Annotated in this window: 15 protein-coding genes; 7 read left to right on the forward strand and 8 right to left on the reverse strand. The window is 61.6% G+C overall.

The features are described 5' to 3' along the window. Positions 1 to 10: 10 nt before the first annotated feature. From BBIA_RS02995 to BBIA_RS03010, 4 genes are all read right to left on the reverse strand, one after another. Positions 11 to 1,333, reverse strand: a complete 1,323-nt coding sequence (locus tag BBIA_RS02995; protein WP_052119637.1) for a restriction endonuclease subunit S — start codon at positions 1,331 to 1,333, stop codon at positions 11 to 13. After that, entirely contained in the window at positions 1,333 to 3,054 is a 1,722-nt protein-coding gene (locus BBIA_RS03000) for a type I restriction-modification system subunit M (protein WP_033494295.1), read from the reverse strand. Before BBIA_RS03000 ends, BBIA_RS02995 begins: the two co-directional genes overlap by 1 nt. Continuing rightward, positions 3,051 to 5,330: an N-6 DNA methylase gene (locus BBIA_RS03005; protein WP_033494294.1), complete on the reverse strand. Its 2,280-nt coding sequence runs from the start codon at positions 5,328 to 5,330 to the stop codon at positions 3,051 to 3,053. Before BBIA_RS03005 ends, BBIA_RS03000 begins: the two co-directional genes overlap by 4 nt. Positions 5,331 to 5,480: 150 nt before the next feature. Further along, a complete protein-coding gene (locus tag BBIA_RS03010) occupies positions 5,481 to 6,338 on the reverse strand; it encodes an SDR family NAD(P)-dependent oxidoreductase (RefSeq protein ID WP_033494293.1) in 858 nt (285 codons plus the stop codon). 35 nt (positions 6,339 to 6,373) lie between these two features. Here BBIA_RS03010 and BBIA_RS03015 point away from each other — a divergent pair, with 35 nt between their 5' ends. Together BBIA_RS03015 and BBIA_RS03020 are read left to right on the forward strand one after the other, a co-directional pair. Continuing rightward, a complete protein-coding gene (locus BBIA_RS03015) occupies positions 6,374 to 7,432 on the forward strand; it encodes a Fic family protein (protein WP_238548411.1) in 1,059 nt (352 codons plus the stop codon). 167 nt (positions 7,433 to 7,599) lie between these two features. Then, entirely contained in the window at positions 7,600 to 8,028 is a 429-nt protein-coding gene (locus tag BBIA_RS03020; protein ID WP_033494292.1) for a DUF3592 domain-containing protein, read from the forward strand. Between the two features lie 46 nt (positions 8,029 to 8,074). Here BBIA_RS03020 and BBIA_RS03025 read toward each other — a convergent pair whose 3' ends face one another. The 3 genes from BBIA_RS03025 to BBIA_RS03035 are packed head-to-tail and all read right to left on the reverse strand — an operon-like array spanning position 8,075 to position 10,898. Then, a complete protein-coding gene (locus BBIA_RS03025; protein ID WP_051923704.1) occupies positions 8,075 to 9,064 on the reverse strand; it encodes an ImmA/IrrE family metallo-endopeptidase in 990 nt (329 codons plus the stop codon). Continuing rightward, positions 9,061 to 10,047 carry a hypothetical protein gene (locus tag BBIA_RS03030; protein ID WP_152600558.1) on the reverse strand — a complete coding sequence of 329 codons (987 nt, stop codon included), beginning with the start codon at positions 10,045 to 10,047 and terminating at the stop codon, positions 9,061 to 9,063. The genes BBIA_RS03025 and BBIA_RS03030 overlap by 4 nt, the downstream gene beginning before the upstream one ends. Further along, on the reverse strand, positions 10,047 to 10,898 hold the full coding sequence (locus BBIA_RS03035; RefSeq protein ID WP_033494290.1) for a hypothetical protein: 852 nt from the start codon (positions 10,896 to 10,898) through the stop codon (positions 10,047 to 10,049). The genes BBIA_RS03030 and BBIA_RS03035 overlap by 1 nt, the downstream gene beginning before the upstream one ends. 307 nt (positions 10,899 to 11,205) lie before the next feature. Here BBIA_RS03035 and BBIA_RS03040 point away from each other — a divergent pair, with 307 nt between their 5' ends. From BBIA_RS03040 to BBIA_RS03050, 3 genes are all read left to right on the forward strand, one after another. Continuing rightward, entirely contained in the window at positions 11,206 to 14,997 is a 3,792-nt protein-coding gene (locus tag BBIA_RS03040) for a PD-(D/E)XK nuclease family protein (protein WP_033494289.1), read from the forward strand. Then, positions 14,994 to 21,158 (forward strand): UvrD-helicase domain-containing protein, encoded by a 6,165-nt coding sequence (locus tag BBIA_RS13185; protein ID WP_051923705.1) that lies wholly within the window; start codon positions 14,994 to 14,996, stop codon positions 21,156 to 21,158. The genes BBIA_RS03040 and BBIA_RS13185 overlap by 4 nt, the downstream gene beginning before the upstream one ends. 158 nt (positions 21,159 to 21,316) lie before the next feature. After that, positions 21,317 to 22,063: a trimeric intracellular cation channel family protein gene (locus BBIA_RS03050; RefSeq protein ID WP_033494288.1), complete on the forward strand. Its 747-nt coding sequence runs from the start codon at positions 21,317 to 21,319 to the stop codon at positions 22,061 to 22,063. 84 nt (positions 22,064 to 22,147) lie between these two features. Here the strand turns inward: BBIA_RS03050 and rpsT are convergent, their stop codons facing one another. Then, on the reverse strand, positions 22,148 to 22,408 hold the full coding sequence (gene rpsT, locus BBIA_RS03055) for a 30S ribosomal protein S20 (RefSeq protein ID WP_033494286.1): 261 nt from the start codon (positions 22,406 to 22,408) through the stop codon (positions 22,148 to 22,150). A gap of 250 nt (positions 22,409 to 22,658) precedes the next feature. Here rpsT and lepA point away from each other — a divergent pair, with 250 nt between their 5' ends. Beyond that, on the forward strand, positions 22,659 to 24,539 hold the full coding sequence (lepA, locus tag BBIA_RS03060) for a translation elongation factor 4 (protein WP_033494285.1): 1,881 nt from the start codon (positions 22,659 to 22,661) through the stop codon (positions 24,537 to 24,539). Positions 24,540 to 24,717: 178 nt separating this feature from the next. Then, positions 24,718 to 26,001, forward strand: a complete 1,284-nt coding sequence (hemW, locus tag BBIA_RS03065; protein ID WP_033494284.1) for a radical SAM family heme chaperone HemW — start codon at positions 24,718 to 24,720, stop codon at positions 25,999 to 26,001. The last annotated feature ends 163 nt before the right edge of the window (positions 26,002 to 26,164 follow it).

The raw sequence follows: 26,164 nt of genomic DNA on the forward strand, positions 1-26,164 counted from the left end.
TTTCCTTCCGTTATTCCTCTACACCGGGAATCTTCACCTTGCCGGTCACACACTCACTAATGAGCGATGACCTATATTCCTTTAACCGGACAAGTAGAGACTGCTTCTGCTGGATGAGGGAGTTGATGTCCGTGAGTTTTCTCTCTAGATGATTGACGATGACGTGCTGCTCATCAACTGAGGGCAGAGGAGTCACCAGCTGATGGATTAAGGGAAGTCCGATTGTTGGGATAGTCGAGCCCATGCTTAAGCGCTGTAGTTCCTGCTGCATGCTTTCAAACACGTAGTACAGGTACTCGTTGTATAAGTTGGGGCCGCAGATGTACGCCATGAAATGCTGTGATACGGCAAGTTCCTTGGATGCTATAGCTGTAAGCCCGATTGATGCATCACGAGAAAGTAATACGGAACCTGCCGGTAACAACTCTGCCGAAGAATGTCTAATTCCGTCCATGTTGGTCATGGTGCAGCTCTCGCTGATGTAGTGCTGTTGCCGTAGCTTAGGTGAATCTGCCAGTGAGACCCAGACGATGTCACCATCACGCCAGTATGCTTCATTCTTTTTGTCGGGTGTGTGTCCACTTTTCCGAGTGGCAAGATTGACGATTTTAGTGACTTGCCAATGTTCTGGGATTTGGCCGATCCAGTCGATGCCGGAGTCCTTCATGGGCACGGTGGGGTCGAGGCCTTTGGTGACGGCTTCGGAGATGACGGACTGGCGATACTCGTTCAGCAGCTCAATCGACCGCTCGATATCTGCTACGGCCGTATCAATCGCCCCTGTCTTCTTATCCAAATAATCAGCAATGAGTTCTTGTTCTTGCGTTGGCGGGTAGGTAAATGGACAGATCATGAATTGATCCATGTCGATGTTGTCCACGGTTGTGGCCGATTTTGTCAACACGAGCAGGAGTTGGTCATTCATTCCGTTGATGAAATAGCGGAAGAATCGTTTGCTGTAAGCATTAAACGTGAAAGCTTTGATGTCTTGGTTGACTGCCATATCACGAGTAATGAACGCCACAGGTATCGTATGTTTTAGAATCCCGGAACGGACAACCATTACGGTCGTACCGGCTGGATACATGTTCGTAGAAGAGCTCTCGACTGCTTCCTCTGAAATATGCTGTGAAGTGTCGTCGATGAATTTCTGTTTGACCTCAGCTGAGGATACCCATGGAATATCGCCATTCCAATAAGCTAAATTATCTTTCGATGGTGTGCCACCTCCACTCGCCGTTGCGAAGGTTTTCACACGGCGAATATTCCACCCAGTCGGAATCTTACCGATCCAATCGATGCTGGAGTCCTTGTATGCGCTGTATCGTTCCATTACAGGCCCACCTTCGTGAGGCTGTCGGCGATGGACGCCTCCAGCGAACGAATGTCATCGAGAATCGCCGCGGACGAACGCAACGGCGTGTACTCGTAGAAGTATCGGGTGAACGGAATCTCGTAACCCACCTTGTCCTTCTTGCGGTCCATCCACGCGTCCGGCGCGTATGGTTTCACCTCGCGTTCGAAGTATTCGTCGATGTCCTGTTTGAGCGGAATATTCTCCGTGTCGCGCAGCGAGGTGTCCGGCTTCAGGTTGCCTTTGCGATCGGTCACGATGTCGCCGTGTTCGTTGCGCAACGGTCGTTCCACGGTCACGGTCGTGTAGCCGAAGTCGTCCACGTCGAAGATCTTCGAGGTCTTCGTCTCCTCGAACGCCTCGTATTCCTTGACGATGGAGCGAATCTGCTCGGCGCTCAGTTCGTTGCGCTTCGAGCCGAGCGACTTGCGCATCTTCGTGAACACGTTGTTCGCGTTGATGAGCTGCACCTTGCCCTTGCGTTCCGCGGGCTTGTTGTTGTTCAGCACCCAGATGTAGGTGGCGATGCCGGTGTTGTAGAAGAAATCGTTCGGCATCGCCACGATAGCCTCCACCAGATCAAGATCATGCAGCAGCCACTTGCGGATGTCGCTTTCGCCTGAGCCGGCCGCGCCGGTGAACAGGGGAGAGCCGTTCATGAACACGGCGATACGGCCACCGCCCAATCCGACCGGCCGCATCTTCGAGACCATGTGCTCGATGAACAACAATTGCCCGTCGCTCACACGTGGCAGGCCTGCGCCGAATCGTCCCTTGAATCCCTCGTTCCTGTACTCGGCCTCCACCTCGCGCTTCGACTTCTTCCAATCCACACCATACGGCGGATTCGAGACCTGATAGCCGAACTGGACATCGGCGAACGCGGGCTCGGTCAGCGTATTGCCGAACGCGACGTGGCCGGCGTCGCCGCCGCGCAGCAGCATGTCCGCCTTGCAGGTGGCGAACGTGGCCGCGTTCAATTCCTGCCCGTAGCAGTACACGTCAGCGTTCGGATAGTATTCGTTCACCCGGTCCTTGAAAATCGACAGCGCGCCGCCCGTACCGGCGCACGGGTCGTACACGTTCACCACCTTGCCGGGCTGCGACAAGTCGGCCGACGCTCCCGCGATCAGCAGGTCGACCGCCAGTTCCACGCCGTCGCGAGGGCTGAAATGCTCACCGGCCGTCTCATTCGACATTTCGGAGAAACGGCGCAACAGGTTCTCGTAGATGCTGCCCATCTCGACATCGCTCACCGTGTCCGGGCCAAGATCGACCGTGCAGAACTTGTCGACGATCTGAAACAGCAGATTGTTCGCATTCAACGAATCGATGCGGGCGAAGAAATCGAACTTCTCGAACACGTCCAGCGCGTCCGACGAGAAGCCGCGCACGTAGTCGCCCAGATTCGCTGCAATGTTGTCCGGGTCTGCGCGCAGTTTGTCCATCGTGTACCGGCTCGTGTTGTAGAACGGCAGACCCGCTACCGTCTTCAACTGGAAATCCGCGATGTCGTCCGTCATACCGGCGGTCATCTCGTCCGCTTCCAGCACCTGCTCCTTCGTGCCGGCCAGCACGCAGTCAAGACGGCGCAGCACCGTGAACGGCAGGATGATGTCGCCGTACTCATGCTGTTTGTAGTCGCCGCGCAGCAGGTCCGCCACCGCCCAGATAAACGCGACAATCGACTGATGATTCATCGTGCTGCTCCATTCTTCATATCCGTGTTCGTGCTCACGGTGCTTGTGTCCGTACTCACATTCGCCATTGAGTCTTCCCCAACCTTACCGATCATCGCCCCATAACGTGCGGCGCTCGCCAACGTGTCGAGCTGTTCACGATACAGATCGGCCTGTCGTCGCAGCGTATCGACCGCGCGTGCGTATTCGACGATCCGATGCTGTTGCGACAGAGGCAACGCGGGTATCTCCAATTGGGCGGGGCGCGCGCCGCGTCTCGGCCAGGGAACTTCCGACAGCTCGTTGTTCCAGGAGGATTCGATCATCAACGCAACATATTGGGGGTCCCATCGTTCGTCGATCAGACGGGCAACACTTACGCTCTTGTGCACGTGGCGTCCGCCGGAGGCATCAATCATAGCGCTGAGATGTCCGCCGCCGGTCAGCAGAATATCGTTGTTGCGGGTGATGATGCCGTCCTCGCCGCTAGCGGAAGGCCCTGATACATTCCCACGGAATCGGTGACTGTGCACATCGTCGACACTGATCACGTCAGCGGGCAATTCGGGCTGTTCATATCGCCCGGACCAGTTGCGTGAGGTCCGCTCAGGTCCCGCATAATCGCCTTGCTTGATCGTCGCGATGTCTCCCAACTTCACGAAGCCGATGTCGGAACAGTCGAAGCCGTTTTCGTCGAATGCGTCGAAGATGCCGAACGCGTCTAGTGCTTGACTGCGTGCATTTACAAGAGTTGCGCGTCGTGATAGGTAGGAGACCTTGATATCGGCGGGATTGGGCGTGTCCCGTCCTAGCCAGTCCGAAGGCAGCAAGGAAACACGACCATTGCCAAGAATCGAGATCGATCGGACCACGCGCACCGCAATTGGTTTGCCGGGGCGTGTTCGATCCTGTACGAACCAATCCAAGGTGTCTTTCATCCATGCTGGAGATTCGTCCTGCGACTGATACCGGTCCCGATCCTCGGCGACGCTGATCATGGTCACGGTGTCGCGAGACCGGTTCGGAGCCGACAGTATCCAGACGAATGTGGGAACCACGGTATTGATGTACATGTTGGACGGCAGGGAGATGATCGCTTCCACGCATCCTGCGGCGATCAACGTGCGACGGATATCCGTATCGGCTCCCGCGGAGGACAAGGAACGTGCCGTCGTCACCACGAAAGCTCGCCCTGATTCCGCCAGATGGGCGATGGCGTCCTGTATCCAGGCCAACGTCGAATCCGTTTTGGAGGGAAGACCGTATCGCCATCGGGGGTCCATGGCATTGAGTTCCCGTCGCATGCCGAATGGCGGTTCCGTGATGACGATATCCGACCGGGTCGCCGGGAACGGATCTTGCGTGAGTGAATCCTGTGCCTTGATCTGGAGAATCGCGTCAGGCAATCCGCTCAGCACGAAACGACGGGCGGCGGTAATGGCGGTGCCGGAATTGATCTCGACGGCATCCATCGTCAACTGGGGAGCGGAACCATTCTGATCCTGCCGTAACGTGCCGAACTGCAGGGCGGCTTCCAGAATGCCGCACGCCGGGTCATACAAGGTGATCGGTTGCCGTTCGGGGTGCTCCTGATCTGCCCAATACGCAGCCGCCAGTCTTGCCAGCAGGCAAGATATGCGGGAGTTCGGATAGCCGAATTCGCCGCTCATACGCCCCTGACTGATGATGTTTCTTTCGAGGAGCATCGATACCAGTCGATTGGTCTCGTCGTCACCGTGCGAGGCGAGACCGTCGGCGAAAATGAGCAGTCTGCGTGTATCTTCTGCACTGAGAGTTTCCAGTCCGCAGGGCTGGGACAGTGCGAAACGCAGTACCGCTACCTGATTTGCATCTGTTTTGATGGCATGGTCCAGTACTGTTTCAACAAGTTGGACGCAACGTCGGGGGAGCGTGGCATCGGTTGCTTGCCGGTCTTTCGCGAGCAGATCTTTCCATGCATCATGCAATCCAAGTCGGCTTGCGGTTTTCCCCAGGCAGACGGACCACAGGAGCAGTGATGCCGTGGTATCGGGGTCGGCCTGGCCTCTCCATTGATCGAAGAATGACCAGACCGACTGCTCGGCGCGCACGTCCTTGAATGCAATGCCGTTTGCGGTCAGCCATGCGACCACGTCGTCGTAGTCGAACAACGGCCGTCCGTCTTTGGAATCGACGGGGTCGGGGAAATGCTTGTTCTCGCGGTTGCGCCAATTCGACACGGCGGATGGTCGCACTCCGGCCATGCGGGCGATGTCCGCCGAAGCGATCCGGTTCTGTTGCAAACTCGCGTCGTTCATGATGGTCCTTTTCTGGAACGTTCATTGTTTACGATTCACGCATGATGTATATGTGAACCGTATTCACAGCATGTATATGACAAGCATATGCGATCCGCGACCGCGTTGTCAAGTTGTGAATACGGTTCACGTGTTTTTGGGGTTTATGAGTCACTTCATATAGATGCATCGCATGATGAACTCGACTGCGCGGTCGGGAAGGAAGCGCTTGAGTTGCATGAGCGCCTTGTACGAGCCGCCGACAGCGACGCGGACCGGGGGATTGCGGCGGGCAAGCGTCGCGGCGATGACCTGAGCGACGGTGTCCGGGCCGGCGCCGGTCTGCTCGTCGTGCGCCATCTGGCCGACCGAACGGCGGCATTCGGCCAGATACGGTGAGTTCGTCGGTTCGGCGGTCACGCGGGCGCCGGTGAATCCGGTGGCGAGATCGCCCGGTTCGATGATCGTGGCAGTGATCCCGTGCCGGCGTCCCTCCAACCGCAACGCCTCCACATACATCTCCAACGCGGCCTTGGTCGACGAATAATGCGACTGGAATGGCAGTCCGATCCGTCCGCCAATCGACCCGACGACGATCACCCGGCCGCGGCGACGATTGCGCGACGCGGTACGCCGCAGCAACGGCAACGTGATCTCATCGACTTGCAGCACACCGAAATAATTCACGTCGAACTGCCTCCGCACCAGCTCCATCGGCGTGCATTCCGCCGAACCGGCGATGCCGAACCCCGCGCAATGCACGATCGCATCCAAACGGGGGAGCGCGCCCACGACCGCGCGAATATCGTCCGGTTTGGTGACGTCCATCTCCTCGGTGATCAGCTCGCCGCCGCACGCTCCATCAACACCGTCGAGCCGCTGCACATGCGCAATCTTCACCGCATCCAATCCGACCGCAACCACACGCCAACCGTGCCGCGCCAGCAACTCCGCCGTCGCCCTGCCGATGCCGCTCGTACCGCCGGTCACCAATGCCACGGCCCGCCCATCATCCTTGATCGCATCCATGCGCACCATTATAGGAATCGCGCAAAGCCGATACGGTGATTATCCGCTTCTCAAGCCCCGTCAATTGTGAGTGCAAGATCGATCGAATGGCATACCATGCTGTTGCGGAACCATTACGAACGATTGGCGGCCAATCATCGCATAATGCGCAGCCGATTCGCCCGCGACCGGAGGTGACCATGAAAACAGGACTGGCCGAATGGCTGAGACGCGAGCGTGATCAGAAGCTGTCCCATGGCTTATACCACAACACGCAGCTCGTGTTCGCCTACAACTCGAACCATATGGAAGGTTCCACGCTCACGCCGGAGCAGACGGCGCAGCTCTACGACACCGGCGAACTGCTGCCGGACAGCGGCAATGACGTCATTCGCGCGGACGACGTGATCGAAACCACGAACCATTTCCGCGCATTCGACTGGATACTCGACCATGTCGACGATCCGGTCGACAAGACTTTCGTCTGTACGCTGCATGCGATCCTCAAGCGCGGCACACGGCAGGAGACCGATCCGAACCGTAACGTCGGCGGCTGGAAAATCCTGCCCAACGTCATCAACGCCATTCAAGGCGTGCATACCGTGCTGCCCGCCGACGTGCCTCAGGCCATGAACCGTGTGTTCGCCGAGTTCGCAGAACTGGACGATGACCCGTATGCCATTGCGCACGCGCACTGGATGTTCGAGACCACGCACCCGTTCTCTGACGGCAATGGCCGCGTCGGGCGGCTCATCCTGTTCAAGGAGCTGATGAGACTGGGCACAGTGCCGCCGCTCATTCGAGATGAAAACCGCGCGTTCTACATTCGTGGATTGTCCAGGTTCCCCGCAGAACCGGGGTACCTTGTGGACACGCTGTTCAGCGAGCGAGACTATTACCAGCAGCTCATCGATATGCTTGCTCCGGACCGAATCGATTGCACCTACGTCGACCAGTGGAAGGATCGCCGGACGGTCGAACGGGAGTGTGCCGAGCATCCGGCGACCAATCCATACGTGAAGGTCCACTGGAATGACACTGATCTGCATAGCCGGGTGCCGTCCGAACGGCTCATTCTCGGTGCCGGTTTCGTCCCATCAGGTGAGGTCAGCTGAGTTGCTAGGTTCTGGATCGCCTGATGCGAGCCGCGTGACCAGCGCGATCCTTGTCGGATTCATAACGTAAGAGTTCACGTGCGGTTCATGTTCGGACTCGTGTGCCGGAGCGGGCGCGCTGGGATAATCGAACCATGATAGAAGCGTTCGAAGGTGAACTTACTGTAATGTGGGCCGAACCGGTAGTGTGGATACCGGCGGTATCGATGACCATCGGCGGGCTGATCACCGTCATCGTATGCGTGGTGCTCCTGCGCAGACGCAGGCGGTTCCGCGATGCGTGCACTGCCACGGTGCCCGGCATCGTCAGCGAAGTGCGGGAGGATTACGACAACGACGGGACTTTGTGGTCGCCGGTGTTCTCCTATACCGTCGACGGGCGCGACCACACCCTCGCATCGGGCACGTGGTCCCGCCCGGCCCGGTTCAAGGAAGGTGACGCCGTAACGGTGCATTATGATCCGTTCCAGCCGGACCATGCGTGGGTGAAGGAGGATCGGGGCGGTACGATCCTGCTGTTCGCATTCCTGGCGGCCGGCTCGTTGAACCTGATTGTTGGTCTCGTCTGGCCGTTCCTGTGGTCGGCATTGCAATGAGGATCGATCAGCTGCTCGGGAAGCCGGAGGCTGAATGGTCCGCTCGCTACGGTTGCGGCGCGGTGACGATGAAGAAATAGTCGCTGCGACCGTAGGAGTGGGCGATGCTGACTCTCGTGGCCTTGGAAACCGACGTTGATGATGCCGATGATGCGGCCGGCGGCGCCGCAGTGGGAGCGTTCGGATGGTTGATCACCAGACCGGTGGCATACGGTTCCGAATGCTCTCGGTGATACGCGTCCATGCCGGCCCGTTCGGCGGGCGTCGGCTCGCCGCCATAGTCGATGACGCCGTCCGCGTGGACGCGCGTGTTGAGATTGCCGTCCTGCACGAGTGCGATCGATCCGTGCGAGGGGAGAAAATCGGCCATGCGGCGGACGACCACGGGACGGGATACGCGCATGCGCCGGGACTTTCCACTCCCGCGTCCCGACTCGAATATGTCCCGGGCCACGATGGCGTTCAGCGGCTCCCCGGCCATGAGGGCGGTCACGTAATCGTCCGGCAGCAGCGACAGTGAGGCGAACCGATTGCACGCCGACTCCTCGAACCGCTTGTTGTAGTTTGCGGACGAAATAACGAACAGCTGATCGGCCAGCACATCATCGGTCTGCTGCAGGTAATGGCCGAGTTCGTGCAGCAGCGTGAAATTACGGCGTGCGGTATATTCGCGTCCCTCGTTAAACTGCACGCGAATGACATTGCGCTCGCCGGCCTGCATCGCCGGACTAAACAGGCCGAGCAGATCGTTCTGATCGTCGATCGTCGCGGTGCTGGAGCTATTCAGACTGGTGTGGGCAAGCGCATGCACGTATCCGATCGTCACGTCGTCGGACCAATGGTTGACGATCTGGCCTGGGTCGGTGCGGCAATCCTGCGCGAATTCGGAATGTCGCGACGTCGCCAAGGCGAGCATGGCCCGTGCCTGCTTGTCCACGGCCAGACGGTAGTCAGCGTCGCCGGGGGAGCGGTGGATCCCGTGCGCGTCCGGCGACTCTGATGGGGAATGATTCGGGAATTGCTGGCCGGCGGTCATCGCACGTCATCCTGTCTCTGCTGCCGGCCGAGAATGATACTGCTGGCCTGTTCGAATGCGCCTTCCATGGCGTCACGTCCATGCCCGGACGTACGCGCGGCCAGTGCGAACTGCGCCTGATGAGCAAGCCTGACACGAGGATCGGTGTCCGCAAAGCCCGAGGCGTCGCCCATGCCGGCGAGCGCTTCGGCTGCCGCCCGCCAGCGTGGCTGTTCGGCCATGATCAGATAGTCGTCGCCGATGATCTCGTCGCGATGCGGCGCGTCGGGGAATCCCGCGTCGGCCATGGCCTGCCGCTGTTCGTCGTCCAGATGCCATCCGCCGCGGCTGAGCGCAATCCGTTGCTGTGGGGTCAGATGCAGCACGGTCTTCAGCGCATCGTTGTAGGCGGCCAGTGCGTCGCTGGTGCTGTATCGCAGCGTTTCCTCGCCGTGCAATGCGGGCAGCTGCGCGCATATGGCGTGCCAGCGGTCCAGCTTGCGTCGCATGGCGAGAAACCGCCGTTCGGATGAAACGGTCGGCTCCGCGACCGGCTGCGTCCGCCGCACGCCGACCCGCGCATTGGCACGGTTGCCTGTTACCGCGCGGAACACGGCGTCGTCGAAGGCGTCCAACGGCTTGTACAGCAGACGCACCGGAATTTCCGTGGCCAGATCCGGCCACGCGATCATGGGCAGTCCCATCGGCGTGCGGTCAACGGACAACGCGCCTTCGGTGCGTTCTGCAACGTTGCTGCTCATGGGCACGATCGTCACGGTACGTTCGTCGTTGCCGACGGTCAGCACCAACACGTATTGCGATTCGCGCGCTCCCTGAGCGCCGGCGTCCTTCGCGAGCCAAAGCTGTTTGGCTGCGACCGGTTCGGCCAGCCGCGCCGCGATGTACTCAGGGGATTCCATGCGAATGACCTGCTCCGGAATTGCGGACGGTGCCAGCATGAATTTCGGATTCGCCATATCCGGATTGCGTTGTGCGCTGTTCATCACCATTCACCTCCAAAGGCGTCTGCGTGGTTCAGTTCGTCGTTGTAATCGTCGTAAAGATCATATTCGTCGCCTCCGTATGGGTTGCCGCGAACCGTGCCGTTATGGTCCGCGTTCGCCGCGGCCATGCGCTCCAGATCGATGTCGACCTGCACGATGGCGGCGAAATCCTCGACGATAGCAGGATGACAGGCCACGAACAGCCGTGTGAGCATATTGGCCTCGACGGCGCCGTTGGCGGCCTTCAACACGTCGTACAGCATGGCCGTCACCTGTTTGCGCGGGTATTTCGGCCGCCGTATGCGCCGGCCCTCGCGAAAGTCGGCGAGCGCCTGATCCGTCGGCCACGTGATGCGATGCTGATGCCGGCCGGCCACTGGCCACAGCAGATCCTCCGTCGCGTTGGAACGAACGTCGGGACACTCCCGCAGTCTCCACAGCGAAGACGATTTCGCATTGACGAAACGCCCCGCCTCGTCGGTTTCCATATCGTGCTCAAGCACGCGTCGGGTACGGCCGAATTCGGTCTGGTCGAACAGGTCGGCCAGCCAGTGCGCGACCTCTCCTGCGAGGCAGCGTTCGAATTCGTCGTCCGTTTCGCACGCCTGCAGCAGTCGTATCAGATCGGGATTGAGCCGGGCGCTCCCCGCGTCGTATGCCAAGGATTCCATCGGTTCTTCGGCGGGATCTCGATAGATGAACTTCATAGCCCACGCGTCCTCGTCGCCGCCGAACTTCGCCATGATGGCCGGATACCGCGTCAGCCGTTGAGCCACCGCCGCAACCACCAGACCGTAGACCCGCGCAAGGTTCCGCTTGCCGAACACGTCCTCGCTGTAGCTTGATCCCATAGCGTCCCTTCCACGAGCCGATGCCACACCAAGTCTACCCGCCGGTCCTTGTCCGACGACACGACGACGGCACGCCGCCGCAGCCGTGTCCGCAATCCGAGCATATGCCATGTCGCTCCTTCCGCCGCAGCGCATCGTCTACCGTGCTTCCGTCACCCTCTCTAACCGGACAATCCGGAAAACGGCGTGGATCGAGCTGCGCTGCAGGACTCGGGCACGCCGAAACGAGACAAACAAGCGTGGCGGCATTCCGACGCTATACAATCGCAATGCCGTACAACGGCGACTCCGAACCAAGGGGGACGGCATGACCGACAAGGACAATGACGACTACGATCTGCTCGGCCTGGTCAAAACGGCCGCGACGGATGCCGCAGCGGGAGAGAACGGGGATTCGTTCATCATCCTCACGCCCGCCAGACTGCGCACGTATGCGGAACGCACGACGCTGGAGTATCTGCGGAAACATCCAATCGGACGGCCGGGAATCACGGTAAGCGTGCACTCGTTCGCCAGTCTGGTGCGCTCCGTGATCGGTAACCGTGACGCCGGCAAATACGCGAAACCGGTGCTCGGCATGTTCACGCTGCGCGAATTCCTCGCCTCGCTCATGCGCCGCGACCCGGCCACGTTCCGCAAAGCCGGAGACACGTTCGGCTCCGCCAACCAGTTCGCCAACCAGATAGCGGAACTGCGCAACGCCGGAATCACCGCAGACGACATGAGTCGGGCCGCCGAAGCCGATCCCGAGTCCGGCCTGCTTGAAGACGAACGCATGAAAGCCCTCGCCGTCCTGCTACGTGCCACGGAACAACGGTTCGGCGCGACGCACGTCATGCAAGGAGGCAACGCGGCCGCGGCGATCCCGTGGATCCGCGACCAAGGCGACCGGCTGCACGTCTACCTGTACGGATTCGAAAAACTCTCCGCCGCCGAGGCTCTCGCGGTGTGCGAACTGCAATCGCATGCGCGCGTCACGGTGCAGGATGCAGCCGACTGCCGGCCGGACATCGTCGCCGCGCTGTTCGCCGGACAGATCGAAGCGGACTGCGCAACCGGACATGTCGGACGCCACGCCGCCGCGCCCGCATACACGCTGCTGCCCGAACAGTCGACGATCGAACCGGCCGAACGCGTGACCGCGCTGTCAGCGGCCGACGAAATCGCGGAAGTCCGCGCGGCGGCACGACTTATCCGCACGCTGCACGATCACGGCGACGCCGACGGCGTTCCGGTCGCCTACGATCGCATCCTGGTGACCGCACGCAATCTGGAACCGTATCGCGCTCTGCTGGACGCCGAATTCACCTACCGGAGCATTCCCATCAATGCCTCACCGGCCGCGACCATGGCCGACGGCGCGTTCGCCGACCTACTGCTCGGTCTGCTCGACGAGCGACTGTACAACAAGATCCCCGATACGACCGCCGTGATGCGCGTGTTCCGCACAAGACTGCTGCGTGACCCCGGCAAACGGTGGCGGATCGGCACACGAAGCCTCGACCTGCTCGAACGCCGACTGAGATCCGAAGACCCGGCGGTCGTATGGGCCGACAAGGACAGTGCGAGCACCGGCGCCGTCGTCACGGCCATTCGAACGGTCATCGATGAGGCACGAACCGTTTTCCTGCCGCCATCCGAAACGGGAGACGAGGGCGTCACGGTGCGCGAGGCGCTCGCCGGCATGGTGCGTTTCCTGACCGGCCACGGCGTCAACCTGTCGTGGAAGTTCATCCTCGACGACGAGGCCACGGACCAGGAACGCGACGACGAAGCCGCAATGGAACAGCGGTTCGCGCGCACGCGCGAAGCATGGGGCGTGGTCATGCGCTCCTTCGACGAACTCGCGGACGTGCTCGGCGACGAACCATTCGCCGACATGCGCCCCACGTTCGCGCACGGCATCGAGGCGCTGCTCGCCGCACAGCCTTCCGGCGCGACCACCAAATCGGCCGATGCGGTGGACGTGGTCGCCTTTCCGACCGCCATGCGGCCATACGACCAGGTGATCATGCTCGGCTGCACGGAATCGTCGCTGCCGGCGGTTCCGCACGAATCCGGACTGCTGAACGACACGGAACGCCTACGTCTCGCCGACTCGCTGGACGCCGACGGCAAGACGGCGCAGGCGGCGTCGCTGCGCACGTTGTCCGTGCACGGCAAAGCACGGCGCGAAATCCTCGCATTCAACCGCGTGCTGCATTATGCAAGCAGACTGACGATGCTGTGCCCGCGCAACGCCGGCGGAACGTCGTGCGCGCTCTCACCGTTTGCCGTGCGCCTACTGCCGCAACTGCCCGACGACAAATGGAACACCGCTCATCCCGGCGACCACCGCCTGCGAGGGCAGACCATGGACGACCTGCCGTCCGCCGAAATGTTCGTCGCAGCGACTGCGGGCAACGGCACGGCAACGGAACGCGGGATCGTGCACGACGTCACGACGAAACCGGCGTCGCGCGAACCGCTCGACCCTGCCGTCGCACTGGCGCTGTTCACCAAACCGGAGACCAAGGGCGAGCGGGGTGAACACGCTGCCGACGTCCCGTATGCGTCGGACGTTCCGGCGCAACCGGCCACGCGCGTATTTAAAACGTCGATCTCCGCAGCCGAACGGTACTACGCAAACCCGTTTGACACGTTCATGGACAAGGGCCTCCACGTCAAGACGCTCAAACCGTTCGCCCTGGACGCGGCGGTCGAAGGATCGTTCTATCACACCGTGCTCGAACGAACCGTCGACGTGCTCATCGCCGCCGCGCAGAACCCGGACGTCTTGCCCGACGAATACCGCGACGCCGACGGTGCGACGCTGAACGCGCACGAACTGGTCGACCTGTTCGCTGATCCGAACCGTCACCCCGCGCCGATGCCCGAATACGGGCTTGACGGGCGGAGCCTGATCGACGAGGAACCACGGTTCGCGATATTCCTGTCCGGCAACCGCATGAACGCCGTGCGCCGGCAACTGGTCCAACGCCTGCACGCCTTCGTCGACCGCCTGCACGCGACCCGGAACATCTGGAAAAAACACCTGCTCACGCCGGCTGTGGACGAGGAACACGCCTCGAACACGACCGACCGGCCTCTGTCCGCAGAACAGCAGTTCGGCGACATCAACGGCATCAAAGGTGACTGGGAACCGATCACCCATCGGCTCGTCGGCCGCAACGGCGACGATTCGATCGCGGTCCGCCTGGACGTGCGCGGCAAAGTGGACCGCATCGACGAAGTTGCGCGCGGCAACGACAAAGCCGCGTTCATCATCGACTACAAGTCCTCAGGAACCAACTACACGCTGTTCGCCGACAACGACGGCGCAAAGGTCTATTACGGACATGAACTGCAGCTGCTCACCTACGCGTACGCGGCGCTGCGCAACCTCGGGAAAAGCCACCCGGACCTGCGCGTGGCCGGCGTTGCGTTCTTGCCGGTCAAGGCAAGCAAAACCGGTGTAGCCTCCGACATCAAAACGGGGACGCTGAAAATCCAGACAACGGCGTCCGACGCCGCGACGCCGAATGCGGCCGGCCTGCCCGCACTGTTCTCCGACGCGGACGGCGCGCTTGCAGGCATTGAATACGACAATCCGCAGCCTGCGCTGACCATCGACGACATGGGACTGATCGTGCAGCCATGGTTCAGAAAAACCGACAAAAACGGCAAAGGAACGAAATCCCTGCCGGTCGCATCCACGGAACCGGAAACGTTTTCCGCGCTGCTCGGCTACGTGCAGGACATGATCGTCCAAGCATGCCAGAACCTGCTCGACGGACACGTCGCGCCGGCACCGTACAGGAACGTCAAAGACGGGAAAAACGGCGCGCAGTACAGCGATTTCGCAGACGCCATGGCGTTAGACCTCATCGACGGCCGCGTCTGGCACTACGAGCGGCCGATGCTCCTGCCGGACTTCTTCGACAAGGTCGAAAACGGGAAAGCCATGGACCGGCTTGAGACGTTGACGACCGTTGCCTCGCAGGACGGCACGAACGGAGACAGCGCGATCGCCATCAACGCGCACGACGATCCTGGCACCGGCATTCCCGGATACGACATTCCGGAACACGACAACATGAACGAAAAGGGGCAGGTATGACGAACGACAACCGGTACTTCATCAACGCGTCCGCCGGCACCGGCAAAACCACGCGTCTGCTGCAGGACGTGATGATCGACCTGCTCGAACGCAGCAGAACAGACGAGCACGCGTCCATCCGCAACTCGCTGATCATCACGTTCACGGTCGCCGCCGCCGCGGAACTGCGCTCCAAACTCGGACGCAACCTCGCGTTCGCCGTACGCTACGCGCGCGCTCACGAACGCATGATCGCCGGAGGCCAATCGCGCGACGCCGCAGCCGAGCACGACACCGACTTCCTGATCGGCGGAGACGACGGCGAACTGGCCACGGTCATACGAGCCAGCCGCGAATCGGCCGCGTTCGCCGCCCGTGTCTTCTCCAAGGCGCAGGACGAACTGCCGGCAACGCAGATCAGCAGCATCGACGCACTCAACAAGTACATCGTCGACCGCAACGCCGACGAACTCGGCATCGACCCGGGATACCGCATCATCGCCGACGCGGCCATGGCCGCGCAGCTGCGAGACAAGGTGCTCGACGAACTGTTCGAACAATGGTACGCCCCGGACTGGCGCAGCGATCCGGCCAACATCGGCGGCACGACGGTCACCGTCCGCAACGCCGACTTCATCGACCTGCTCGACAACCTCAACGGTCCCGCCTCCGACGGCGACCTCGGCCGTGAAATACTCGGCCTGTACGACCGCGCGCAATCCAAGCCGAACGGCATTGCCTGGCTGGACTCGCTGTCCGAACCATACCGCGTCCGATTCGCTCATGCGCGTCCACTGCGCGGAGCCAGCTGGATGGTCGACTACGTATTCGACGAATGGCGCGACGGTCTGGCGCCACTGCGGCGAAAGGCGGCGGACCAGCTGCGCGAACTCGGCGCAGCATTCGGCGACACGCGCGACGGTGAACGGCTCATCGCAGACAGCCGCGTATTCTCCGCATTGTTCGCCGCGCTCGACGCCATATCAGAGACGTACAGCCAAGGCGGCTGGGACGACGTGTGCGCCGCGCTTGACGGCCCGTATGCGGCGGTCGGCCAATACAACCTTACGGCCCAAGGACTGCCGAGCAAACAACTGGTCGCCTCCAAATTCGCCGCCGTATCCGATCTGTTCCCCGAAGCCACACCCGGCACGGACGCCAACCTCCAAGCCGTGGCCTTGGTCAAAACGGTGCGCGGATACGCCGACAGGCTGCGCTCCGCCAAAACGGCCGATATCACTCCCATGTTCGCATACTCGGCCGAACAGACGGACGCGCTCGACGCGGTCGCCCGCCGTCGCATCGACACGCTGGTCGTGCTTGTCCGACTTTTCGCCGCACGGTACGACGAAGAAAAACGGAAGTCATCGCTCGCCGAATTCGCCGACGTCACGCACCTGGCCGACCGCGCGCTGCACAATCCGGCCGTGCGCTCGCGTCTGCGCGACCAGTGGACCTACCTGTATGTCGACGAATGCCAGGACAACAACGCGATCCAAAACGAAATCATCGACCTGCTTTCCGATCCCATCGACGGCAAGCCCGACGCCAAAGTGACCATGGTCGGCGATGTCAAGCAGAGCATCTACGCGTTCCGCTACGCCCAACCCGACGAATTCCGCCGCAAAAGCGACGAGGTGCTCGAACGCGACGCCGCTCTAGGGCGTGACGGCAACGAACGGCACTACCGCGTGCTGGAGGAAAACCACCGCTCCGTTCCGGAAATCCTCATCTTCGTCAACACCGTGTTCGACCGGCTCATGCGCCGCGGCATGGGCGGCGTCGACTACGTGCGGACGGTGGACGACGGAACGCGCGAATCGAACGAACGGTTCGTCATCGCCGCGCCGCAAGCCGATGAGAACGGCCGGCCGAAACGCTACGACGACGGCGCGGTGGAACTGCTCATCCGCACCAAAATGAAATCCGACGGCGAAGAAAACCGGACGCCGCTCAACGACGGCGACATCCCGCGAGGCAGTGCGGACCAACAGCAGATCGACATGATTGTACGCCGCATCCGTGCGCTGCACGACGAGCCCCGGCCCGGGCATGATCGCGGATACGACTACGGCGACATCGCCATACTGGCGCGCAGCACGAAAACGTTCCCGGAACTGTACGATGCACTGAGCGCCGCAGGCATTCCGGCGGACGTGACCGGCGTGGGCGCCTACTATCAGAGCCCGGAAGTCCTGATCGCGCTGGATTGGCTGAAAGTGATCGACAATGCGCTGCTCGACGTTCCGATGGTCGCGTTGCTGCGCGCGTTCGGATTTTCAGATCGCATGCTCGCGGAACTGCGGCTGCTCGACCCGGCCGCCAGTGCCGCGGATGGCGGGGAGTCGGACGATGGCACAGACGGCGGCGCGACTGCCGGAGGCAAGAGACGCGGCCTCATGCGTTTCTACGATCTGCTGCGCAAAACCGCGGACGGGACGTTCAAGGCGAGTCCGGAACTGGTCGCCGACTGCGGGCGGTTCCTCGAACGCCTTGCCGACTTCGACGCCTTCGCCCAGTGCCATCCGATCGACGAACTGCTCTGGCGCATCTACACGGAAACCGGATGGTACGACTATTGCGGCGCGTTGCCGGACGGTGTGCAGCGGCAGGGCAACCTTGCCAGGCTGTGCGAGAAGGCTCGCACGTTCGAATCCACGGGGGAGCGGGGCATTCGGCCGTTCCTGGACGCGGTCGAACAATGGGAGAGGTCCAAGGACCGTCAGGTGAACGAAGAGGCGTCCACGCTTTCCACCAAGGATGCCGTGCACGTGATGACGATCCACAAGGCCAAGGGGCTGCAGTGGAAGGTCGTCATCCTGCTGGGAGCGCAGTCGAACCCGATCAGCGAGCAGAACCGCGCCGTGTTTGAAACCATTCAGGCGCCGGATGGCGATCGTGGCATCGCCGCATGCAATCTGCGCGACGAACGGCATCAGACGCGCGTCGGCACGTTTCAACGTGACGTGCTGGTACGTGAGGCTCGCCGTCGCGGCATCGACGAACAGCTGCGACTGCTATACGTGGCGCTCACCCGCCCGCAGGAGAAGCTCATCATCGCCGGCACCTGGACGAGGCCGCTCGGCGATGACAGCCAGTTGTCTGCGAATCTGAGCGACTATTGCAAGGATGCCTACTGTACGGCGGATGGTGCGGTTGACCCGGATTATCTGTCCCGCAACTATCAAGTCACTTCTCCTCTGGGCACGTACTTGAGCTGGATCATCAGCTCGCTGTGGGCGGCGGACCGGACCGTCGACCCGGACAACGCGGCCAACACGTTCGCGCCCATGGCGAACGACGGCGCGAATGAGTCGGACGGTTCGACGGAGCCGGTGCCGGCGTCCGGCACGGAACTTGGACTCGGAGAGATCATTCCAGCGGAACAGGATGACGGACAGGCGTCATGGCCGATACCATTGCCGGCAGGCATGATGGACGACACCGTCGCCGTGGCCTCGGTTCCCGGCCGTGCGTTCACCATGCACGCAGATTATGCGGATATCGAGGCACAGCCGATGATCGACGAGCAAGCGGACGGGTTCGACGCCATGACGAAACGACCCTCCACGGACGGGTTCCTGCCACTCGACCAACGTCGTCCGGCCCGCAAACCGGCCACGATCAACGCCTCGGGATTGCGCCGCTGGCTCGACAGCCTTCCATCCGACAGCCATGATCCGAGCGACGACGCCGACATGCCGTCCGACCCGGACTCCGATCCGACGGCCGACAGCGACGAAACCACGCAAACAGCCGGCACCGCGGCGAATATGGACGATGCGTCGGCGCGCCAACTGGCGTTCTCCGCGTACCCCCTGCCCGACTTCATGACAGACAACGCACACGGTCCGTCCCCCACGGAACTTGGCGTGGCCGTACACAACGCGCTCGAACTGTTCGACTGGAACACTCCCGCCGACGGCGACGCCTGCACGACGGAACTACACGGCGTGATCGACCGACTGGCCGATCAGGAGATCATTTCACGCGCCGCCGCGAAACGCATCCATGAAGGCCGACTGTTCGACGGCATGATATGGCTCGTTTCCGGCGACGAAAACGCCGACCCGTCCGAACCTGGCAACGGCGTGTTCGCGCACGGGGGCATACGCGGACATCGTGCGCGGCTGAAGCGCGAGGAGCCGTTCTCGCTGCTGGTCTCGGCTGGAGAACTGCGCGATTTGGTCGCGAACAGACCTGCCGATATCAGCGGCGTGGATGTCGAGTCCGCGGGGGAGCGGATCGTCGTGCGCGGCGTGATTGACGGCTACTACGTTGACGACGAAGCCAAGCGGATTGTGCTGTTCGACTACAAAACCGACGCCGTGCGCGACAGCGAACGCGCCGATGGCGAGGCTGGACTGGAACGGTGGAAGCGTCGGTTGCGCGACGACTACTACGGCCAGCAGGCGCTGTACGCCGAGGCGTTGCGGCGGCTGTACCCGGGATATTCGGTTGCGGAGCGCTGGCTGATCGGCCTTGCTGGGCAGCGGTTGATCGACGTGTCCGATGATGGTTCGGACGATCTCGCCGGTCCCGTATCGGGTCTCGGCGAGCCCGATGCTGCGTCGGACGGGGACACGACTGCGCGTGACCACGACACGCCGGATATAGATTGTCCGGTTATGAAGGGTGTCCTGGAAACGCCGGGACGCGACGGGCTAGGCATCCGGACGGACGCCGGAAAGCCCGATACGCAGGCCAGCATCTTGGAAAGGATCAGCGACATGGCAACCATGAACGACAATAACGACATCACCGGCAACGACGAGGCACAGGACGGCGTGATGATCCGCTTCGACAGCCCCGCCCGTCAGACGGTCGGCGGCATCACGAAAATCACTGGACTGGTGCGTGCCAAGTACCTCATCGGCATCATCGACAACCTCAACCTGCAAGCCAACCCGCGCAACGCGAAAACCGGACAGGTGACCAGCGCCATCCAGGACTCCATCGAGCATGATCCGATGCTGTTCCCGTTCAAGACCAAGGGTCTGCTGCTTGCAGCAAGCACCTACAAGGAATTGGAGCGAAACCGGTTCCTGCTCACCTTTGACGAACCGGACGTGGAGGGCATTCTCGACGGCGGTCACAATACGCTGGCCATTGGTCTGCTCATCCTTCGTCACGCTATGGAACATGCAGGCTTGAAGATGCCGCGCGGTGCAAAGACGTGGGCGGACTTCAAGCAACTGTGGTGGGACAACCGTTCCCTGGTTTCCGACTATCAGAAGGCTGCCAAGCAGGATCCGGCAGTGTTCAACGATCCGAACAGCCCGAACGGCGAACTGTCGTTCTACGTGCCGGTCGAGCTGCTGGTGCCCGCCGACCCGGACGACGAATTGTGCGTGGGTGACTTCCGCACCAACCTGCTGGAGATCTGCGAGGCCCGCAACAACAACGTGGAGCTGACCGCCGGCACCAAAGCCAATCAGAAAGGCTATTTCGACGATTTGGCCAAGTTGCTGGTGGAGGAGAACCTGCCGGTGGCCCAGCGCGTCGAATGGAAATCCAATGACGGCGGCGAAGTCAAGGTGCAGGACATCATCGCCCTGTCCTGGATCGTGCTCCGCCTGCTGACCCCGGTCACGGACCCTGACGGCAAGACCGTCGAGACTCCGGCACCCACCAAACTGTACAGCGGCAAGGGTGGATGTCTTGACCTATTCGTGCGGTTTATGAGCTCGCCGGAAGTCACCGCGTCCTCGTCCGGGGACTATCGCGCGGAAATCCGCAACGTGCGCGTGCATAAGGCCCTTGCCCTCGCCGTGCAGCTGCCGGCCCTCTACGATGTCATCTACGAGCGATTCCCGAAGCTGTACAACGAGGCCAACGGCAAGTACGGCCGCATCGCCGCGGTGAAGAACCTGAACAAGCCCACCAAGTCCGGCCTAGCCAAGACCACGCCGTTTGCCGGCAACACGGTCGACATTGCCAGTCCTGAAGGGTTCATCATGCCGCTCGTGTACGGGCTCACCGCACTGGTGAACCCGGACACCGTGGAATGGCGTGTGGATCCGAACGAATTCCTTGACCAATGGTTGCCGAAGATCGTGAAGAACTACGTGCAGGTGTTCTCCGCATGCAACTATGACCCTCAGAAAGTGGGCAAGGAGCCGCTGAGCTACACCACCGCGGAGACTGCGTACCGTATGGCGCTTGTGGGCATGCTGTCCTGATCTGCGTGGTGCGGTTCCCGCCGTCAGGTTCGGGTTCCGCCGTCCACCCTTTCCTTCGTTGTTCCGATCGCGCATGTGGCCGGAACGACGAAGGTGAGAGCGTGTTGTAGGCTCGTTACGGTTTTGACGGACGCGATGCGAATGAGGGGAGCGGCTCGATGGAACTGGCGCTGGAGAGCAATGCCTTCTTCATGGGGGTCGAATATCTGGCCGTCTTCTGCTGCGGACTTATGGGCGGATTGTGCGCGGTACGCAAGAACTACGACCTGATCGCCATGCTCATCACCGCATGGCTGACCGCGCTGGGCGGCGGCATCGTGCGCGACATCGTGCTCGGCTCGCTGCCGCCCGTCGGCATCTCCGACAAGGGATTCGTGATCACCGCGCTGGTTTCCGGACTGGTCGTGGCGGTGTTCCATCCTGAAGTCGACAAGCTCAAATGGTCGATGCTCACCATCGACGCGCTCTCGGTCGGCCTGTTCGCGGTCAACGGCACGTCCAAGGCCATGATCCTCGGGATGTCCGGCATGACGTCCGTGTTCCTCGGCGTGATCACCGCGTTGGGTGGGGGACTGGTTCGTGACATGCTGCTCAACGACGTGCCCATGTTCATCCGCGACAAGCACTGGTACGCCATCCCATCCGCGGTCGGCAGCGTGCTCACCGTATTCGTGTGCAAGGGTGTGCAGGCTCACGTGCTTAACTTTAACGCCGAAGTTGTGCTGGACGTGTCGATCGTCGTGCTCGTCGTCGTCATGCGACTGCTGTCCGTCAAATTCAACATCACCATGCCGGGTGCGATGGTGAGGCACGAGATCTTCCTACCAAGCCAGTCGAAATACCTGCAGCGGCCCGTCATCCACCCCCATGTGGAAGACGACGATCGGCGGGACGGTGGCGACTGACGGTCGTACAATCCAGTAGTAACAAAAATCCCCGCGAACCACGAACGGTTCACGGGGATTTCTCAAAACCCTAGCGGGCTATGATCACATGGCGTTGATCGCGACAGCCAGACCGGACTTGCGGTTCGCGGCCTGGTTCTTGTGGATCACGCCGGCGCCGGCAGCCTTGTCGAGCTTCTGGGCGGCGACCTTGTAGGCGGCCTCGGCAGCGGCCTTGTCACCGGAGGCGATGGCCTCGCGGGTGGCGCGGACGGCGGTCTTGAGGGCCGACTTGACGGCCACGTTGCGGATGTGCGACTTCTCGTTGGTCAGCACGCGCTTCTTCTGCGACTTGATGTTTGCCACATTTACTCCAAACGACGTTTGCTATAAGGACATACAAACGGTCATAATAACATGCCGTGCGGATAAAACACAGGCCGCTTCAGGAGTGTCGCCAAGAAAAATGCCGATAGGCACCGGTAGACTAGAGTATTTGGCGAACAGGACCGGCCAGCCGGTGCACATGCGTCGCGTGTATAAACGACGACGCGCCGAGTACGGACCGACACAGCCGGCCACGAATATACACGACGACCGTAAGGAGACGGATCAGGTGATCGAACCGAAGAACAAGCCCGGATATACCGACCAGTCGCTGATCCGCAACTTCTGCATCATCGCGCACATCGACCACGGCAAGTCCACTGTGGCCGACCGTATCCTCCAGCTGAGCGGCATCGTGCCCGAACGCGAGATGCGCGACCGCTTCCTCGACCGCATGGACATCGAGCAGGAGCGTGGCATCACCATCAAATCGCAGGCCGTGCGCGTGCCGTGGACGTTCGACGGCACCGAGTACACGCTCGGCATGATCGACACCCCCGGCCACGTCGATTTCACGTACGAGGTCTCCCGCGCGCTCGCCGCATGCGAGGGCGCGGTGCTGCTCGTCGACGCCACGCAAGGCATCGAGGCGCAGACCCTCTCCAACCTGTACATGGCCATCGACCACGACCTGACCATCATTCCCGTGCTCAACAAGATCGACCTGCCGAGCGCCGAGCCAGACAAGCACGCCGAGGAAATCGCCGGACTGATCGGCTGCGAGCCGAGCGACGTGCTGCGCGTGTCCGGCAAGACCGGCGAGGGCGTGGCCGAACTGCTCGACCGCATCGTTATGGAGGTGCCCGCGCCGCACGGCGACCCGAAGGCCCCGGCCCGCGCGCTCATCTTCGACTCCGTGTACGACTCGTACCGCGGCATCGTCACCTACATCCGCATGGAGGACGGCGAGCTGCACGCCCGCGAGAAGGTGCACATGATGGGTATTGGCATGACGCACGACCCGATCGAAATCGGCGTGATCAGCCCCGACATGATGCCCACCAAGGCGCTCGGCGCCGGCGAGGTCGGCTACATCATCACCGGTGCGAAGGACGTGAGCCAGTCGAAGGTCGGCGACACGCTGACCTCCGCCGTGCGTCCCGCCACCGAACCGCTGCCCGGCTACCGCGACCCGCAGCCGATGGTCTACGCCGGCCTGTTCCCGATCGACAACGCCCAGTTCCCCGACCTGCGCGACGCGCTCGACAAGCTCAAGCTCAATGACGCGGCGCTCATCTACGAGCCGGAAACGTCCGTTGCGCTCGGATTCGGCTTCCGATGCGGCTTCCTAGGGCTCCTGCACATGGAGATCGTTTGCGAGCGTCTCGACCGCGAGTTCGGCCTCGACCTGATCTCCACCGCGCCGAACGTGCCGTACGACGTGACCGCCGAGGACGGCAGCGAGCACCACGTGACCAACCCGAGCGAATTCCCTGACGGCAAGATCAAGAAGATCGTCGAGCCGATGGTCGCTGCCGACATCATCACACCGAAGGAGTTCATCGGCGCGGTCATGGATCTGTGCCAGGACCACCGCGGCATCATGGGCACGATGGAATACATCTCCGCCGACCGCGTGGAGATGCACTACCGCATCCCGCTTGCGGAGATCGTGTTCGACTTCTTCGACCAGTTGAAGTCCCGCACCAAAGGCTACGCGTCGCTCGACTACCACGAGGACGGTGAGCAGGCCGCCGACTTGGTCAAGGTCGATATTCTGATCCAGGGTGAGAAGGTGGATGCGTTCAGCGCGATCGTGCATCGCGACAAGGCGTACAGCTACGGCGTGATGATGACGAAGAAGCTGCGCGAGCTGATTCCGCGCCAGCAGTTCGAGATTCCGATCCAAGCGGCGATCGGTTCGCGCATCATCGCGCGCGAGAACATCCGCGCGCTGCGCAAGGACGTGCTCGCCAAGTGCTACGGCGGCGATATCTCCCGCAAGCGCAAGCTGCTCGAAAAGCAGAAGGCTGGCAAGAAGCGTATGAAGATGCTCGGCCACGTCGAGGTGCCGCAGGAAGCGTTCATCGCCGCCCTGTCCACCGGCGACGCGGGCAACGATCGCGACACCAAGGACAAGATCCGCGCCGCGCAGAAGACGGAAGGCTGATTTTTCTCTTAGCCCCCTCGGCTGAGGGGGCTGTCAGCAAAACTGACTGAGGGAGCGTCGAAGGTCGGAGTACGGAAATCTTTGACTGCTCTTCAACGTGTCGTGTCTGATTATTCCAAGTAGGTTGGCTCTCCGTTCCGCGGAGATCCGTTTGGATAACCGAGGAGAGTGCTGCAGAATGACCTACGAAATCTACATCCACGTTCCATTTTGCCTCCGGCGTTGCGGATACTGCGACTTCAACACGTATACGGCCGTTGACCTCGGCGCGGGCGCATCCCGCGGCAACTACGCCAACATGGTCATCCGCGAGATGGAGCTGACCAAGCGATGGCAGCTCGACCACGGCATCGAGGAGCCGGCGGCCGACACCGTGTTCTTCGGCGGCGGCACGCCCACGATCCTCTCCGCGGACGATCTCGTGGCCATACTGGACGCGATCCGCCGCATCTGGGGCATCACGCCGGGCGCGGAGATTACCACCGAAGCCAACCCGGACACCGTCAACGAGTATTACATTAACCGGCTTGCCGAAGGCGGCTTCACGCGCATTTCCTTCGGCATGCAGTCCGCCGTGCCGCATGTGCTGCGCACGCTCGACCGCACGCATACGCCTGCCAACGTGGCTGACGGCGTCGAGGCGGCGAACAAGGTTGGCCTGCGTTCCAGCGTTGACCTGATCTACGGCGCGCCGGGGGAGAGCCTCGACGACTGGCGCACCTCGGTGCGCACGGCCATCGACCTTGGCGTCAACCATATCTCCGCGTATGCGCTCACCGTCGAACCGACCACGAAAATGGGACGGCAGATCGCCGCCGGCACCCTGCCCAAGCCGGATGACGACGACGAGGCCGCAAAATACGAGATCGCCGACGACCTGTTCGAGGCCGCCGGCCTCGAATGGTACGAGGTATCCAACTGGGCGTGGCCGGGTTACGAGAGCCGACACAATCTCGGTTATTGGCGCAACGTCGACTGGGCCGGACTTGGCCCGGGCGCGCACTCGCACTACAACCACGTGACCAGCAGCGATGCAGATGATGCTACGAATGTCACAAACGATGCCACGGTCAGTGCTGCGGATTCGCATGACATGCACGGCCTGCGCAGCTGGGATATCACCCACCCGCGCCTATGGGGTACCGCCATCAACGAAGGCCGCATCCCGTGGGGCGGCAGCGAAACCATCACGCCTGGCGAAAACCTCGAGGAACTCATCATGCTCGGGCTGCGCCTGCGCGAGGGACTTGACCTGCACCGCATCAACCAAGCCGTCATCGAGGCCGAATCCAAGGGCACAACCGCGCCGTTCCGCCGCATTGACTTGACCGAACTCCAGCCGATGGTCGACGACGATCTCATCGTCATCGACCCCGCGGCTAACCGTGTCATCCCCACGCGCAAAGGCCGTCTGCTCAATGACGTCGTCATTGAACGCTTCTTCGATCTCGCCGGTGTCTGACGAGTACGGCACGCTTGCGTCGGCCGCATGCGGTCCGACGGAGCATTCGTCTGGGGGGAGCACGCGGATCTATTGGACATACATGGCGTTTTCGTCGATTCGGCGGGATAATAGGGTCGTAAGTGCATGGTTGCAATGCCTGCGGTGGTCCTCGTATCCGATA

It is taken from the genome of Bifidobacterium biavatii DSM 23969, from assembly GCF_000741165.1.
GTDB lineage: Bacteria > Actinomycetota > Actinomycetes > Actinomycetales > Bifidobacteriaceae > Bifidobacterium > Bifidobacterium biavatii.

Bases quoted from the DNA above. Each gene is read 5' to 3' on its own strand.
- BBIA_RS03050 (WP_033494288.1), top strand. From the start codon at position 21,317: ATGGAACTGGCGCTGGAGAGCAATGCCTTCTTCATGGGGGTCGAATAT.
- BBIA_RS03040 (WP_033494289.1), top strand. From the start codon at position 11,206: ATGACCGACAAGGACAATGACGACTACGATCTGCTCGGCCTGGTCAAA.
- hemW (WP_033494284.1), top strand. From the start codon at position 24,718: ATGACCTACGAAATCTACATCCACGTTCCATTTTGCCTCCGGCGTTGC.
- BBIA_RS03000 (WP_033494295.1), bottom strand. From the start codon at position 3,054: ATGAATCATCAGTCGATTGTCGCGTTTATCTGGGCGGTGGCGGACCTG.
- BBIA_RS03005 (WP_033494294.1), bottom strand. From the start codon at position 5,330: ATGAACGACGCGAGTTTGCAACAGAACCGGATCGCTTCGGCGGACATC.
- BBIA_RS03010 (WP_033494293.1), bottom strand. From the start codon at position 6,338: ATGGATGCGATCAAGGATGATGGGCGGGCCGTGGCATTGGTGACCGGC.
- BBIA_RS03030 (WP_152600558.1), bottom strand. From the start codon at position 10,047: ATGAACAGCGCACAACGCAATCCGGATATGGCGAATCCGAAATTCATG.
- BBIA_RS02995 (WP_052119637.1), bottom strand. From the start codon at position 1,333: ATGGAACGATACAGCGCATACAAGGACTCCAGCATCGATTGGATCGGT.
- BBIA_RS13185 (WP_051923705.1), top strand. From the start codon at position 14,994: ATGACGAACGACAACCGGTACTTCATCAACGCGTCCGCCGGCACCGGC.
- BBIA_RS03020 (WP_033494292.1), top strand. From the start codon at position 7,600: ATGTGGGCCGAACCGGTAGTGTGGATACCGGCGGTATCGATGACCATC.
- BBIA_RS03025 (WP_051923704.1), bottom strand. From the start codon at position 9,064: ATGACCGCCGGCCAGCAATTCCCGAATCATTCCCCATCAGAGTCGCCG.
- BBIA_RS03035 (WP_033494290.1), bottom strand. From the start codon at position 10,898: ATGGGATCAAGCTACAGCGAGGACGTGTTCGGCAAGCGGAACCTTGCG.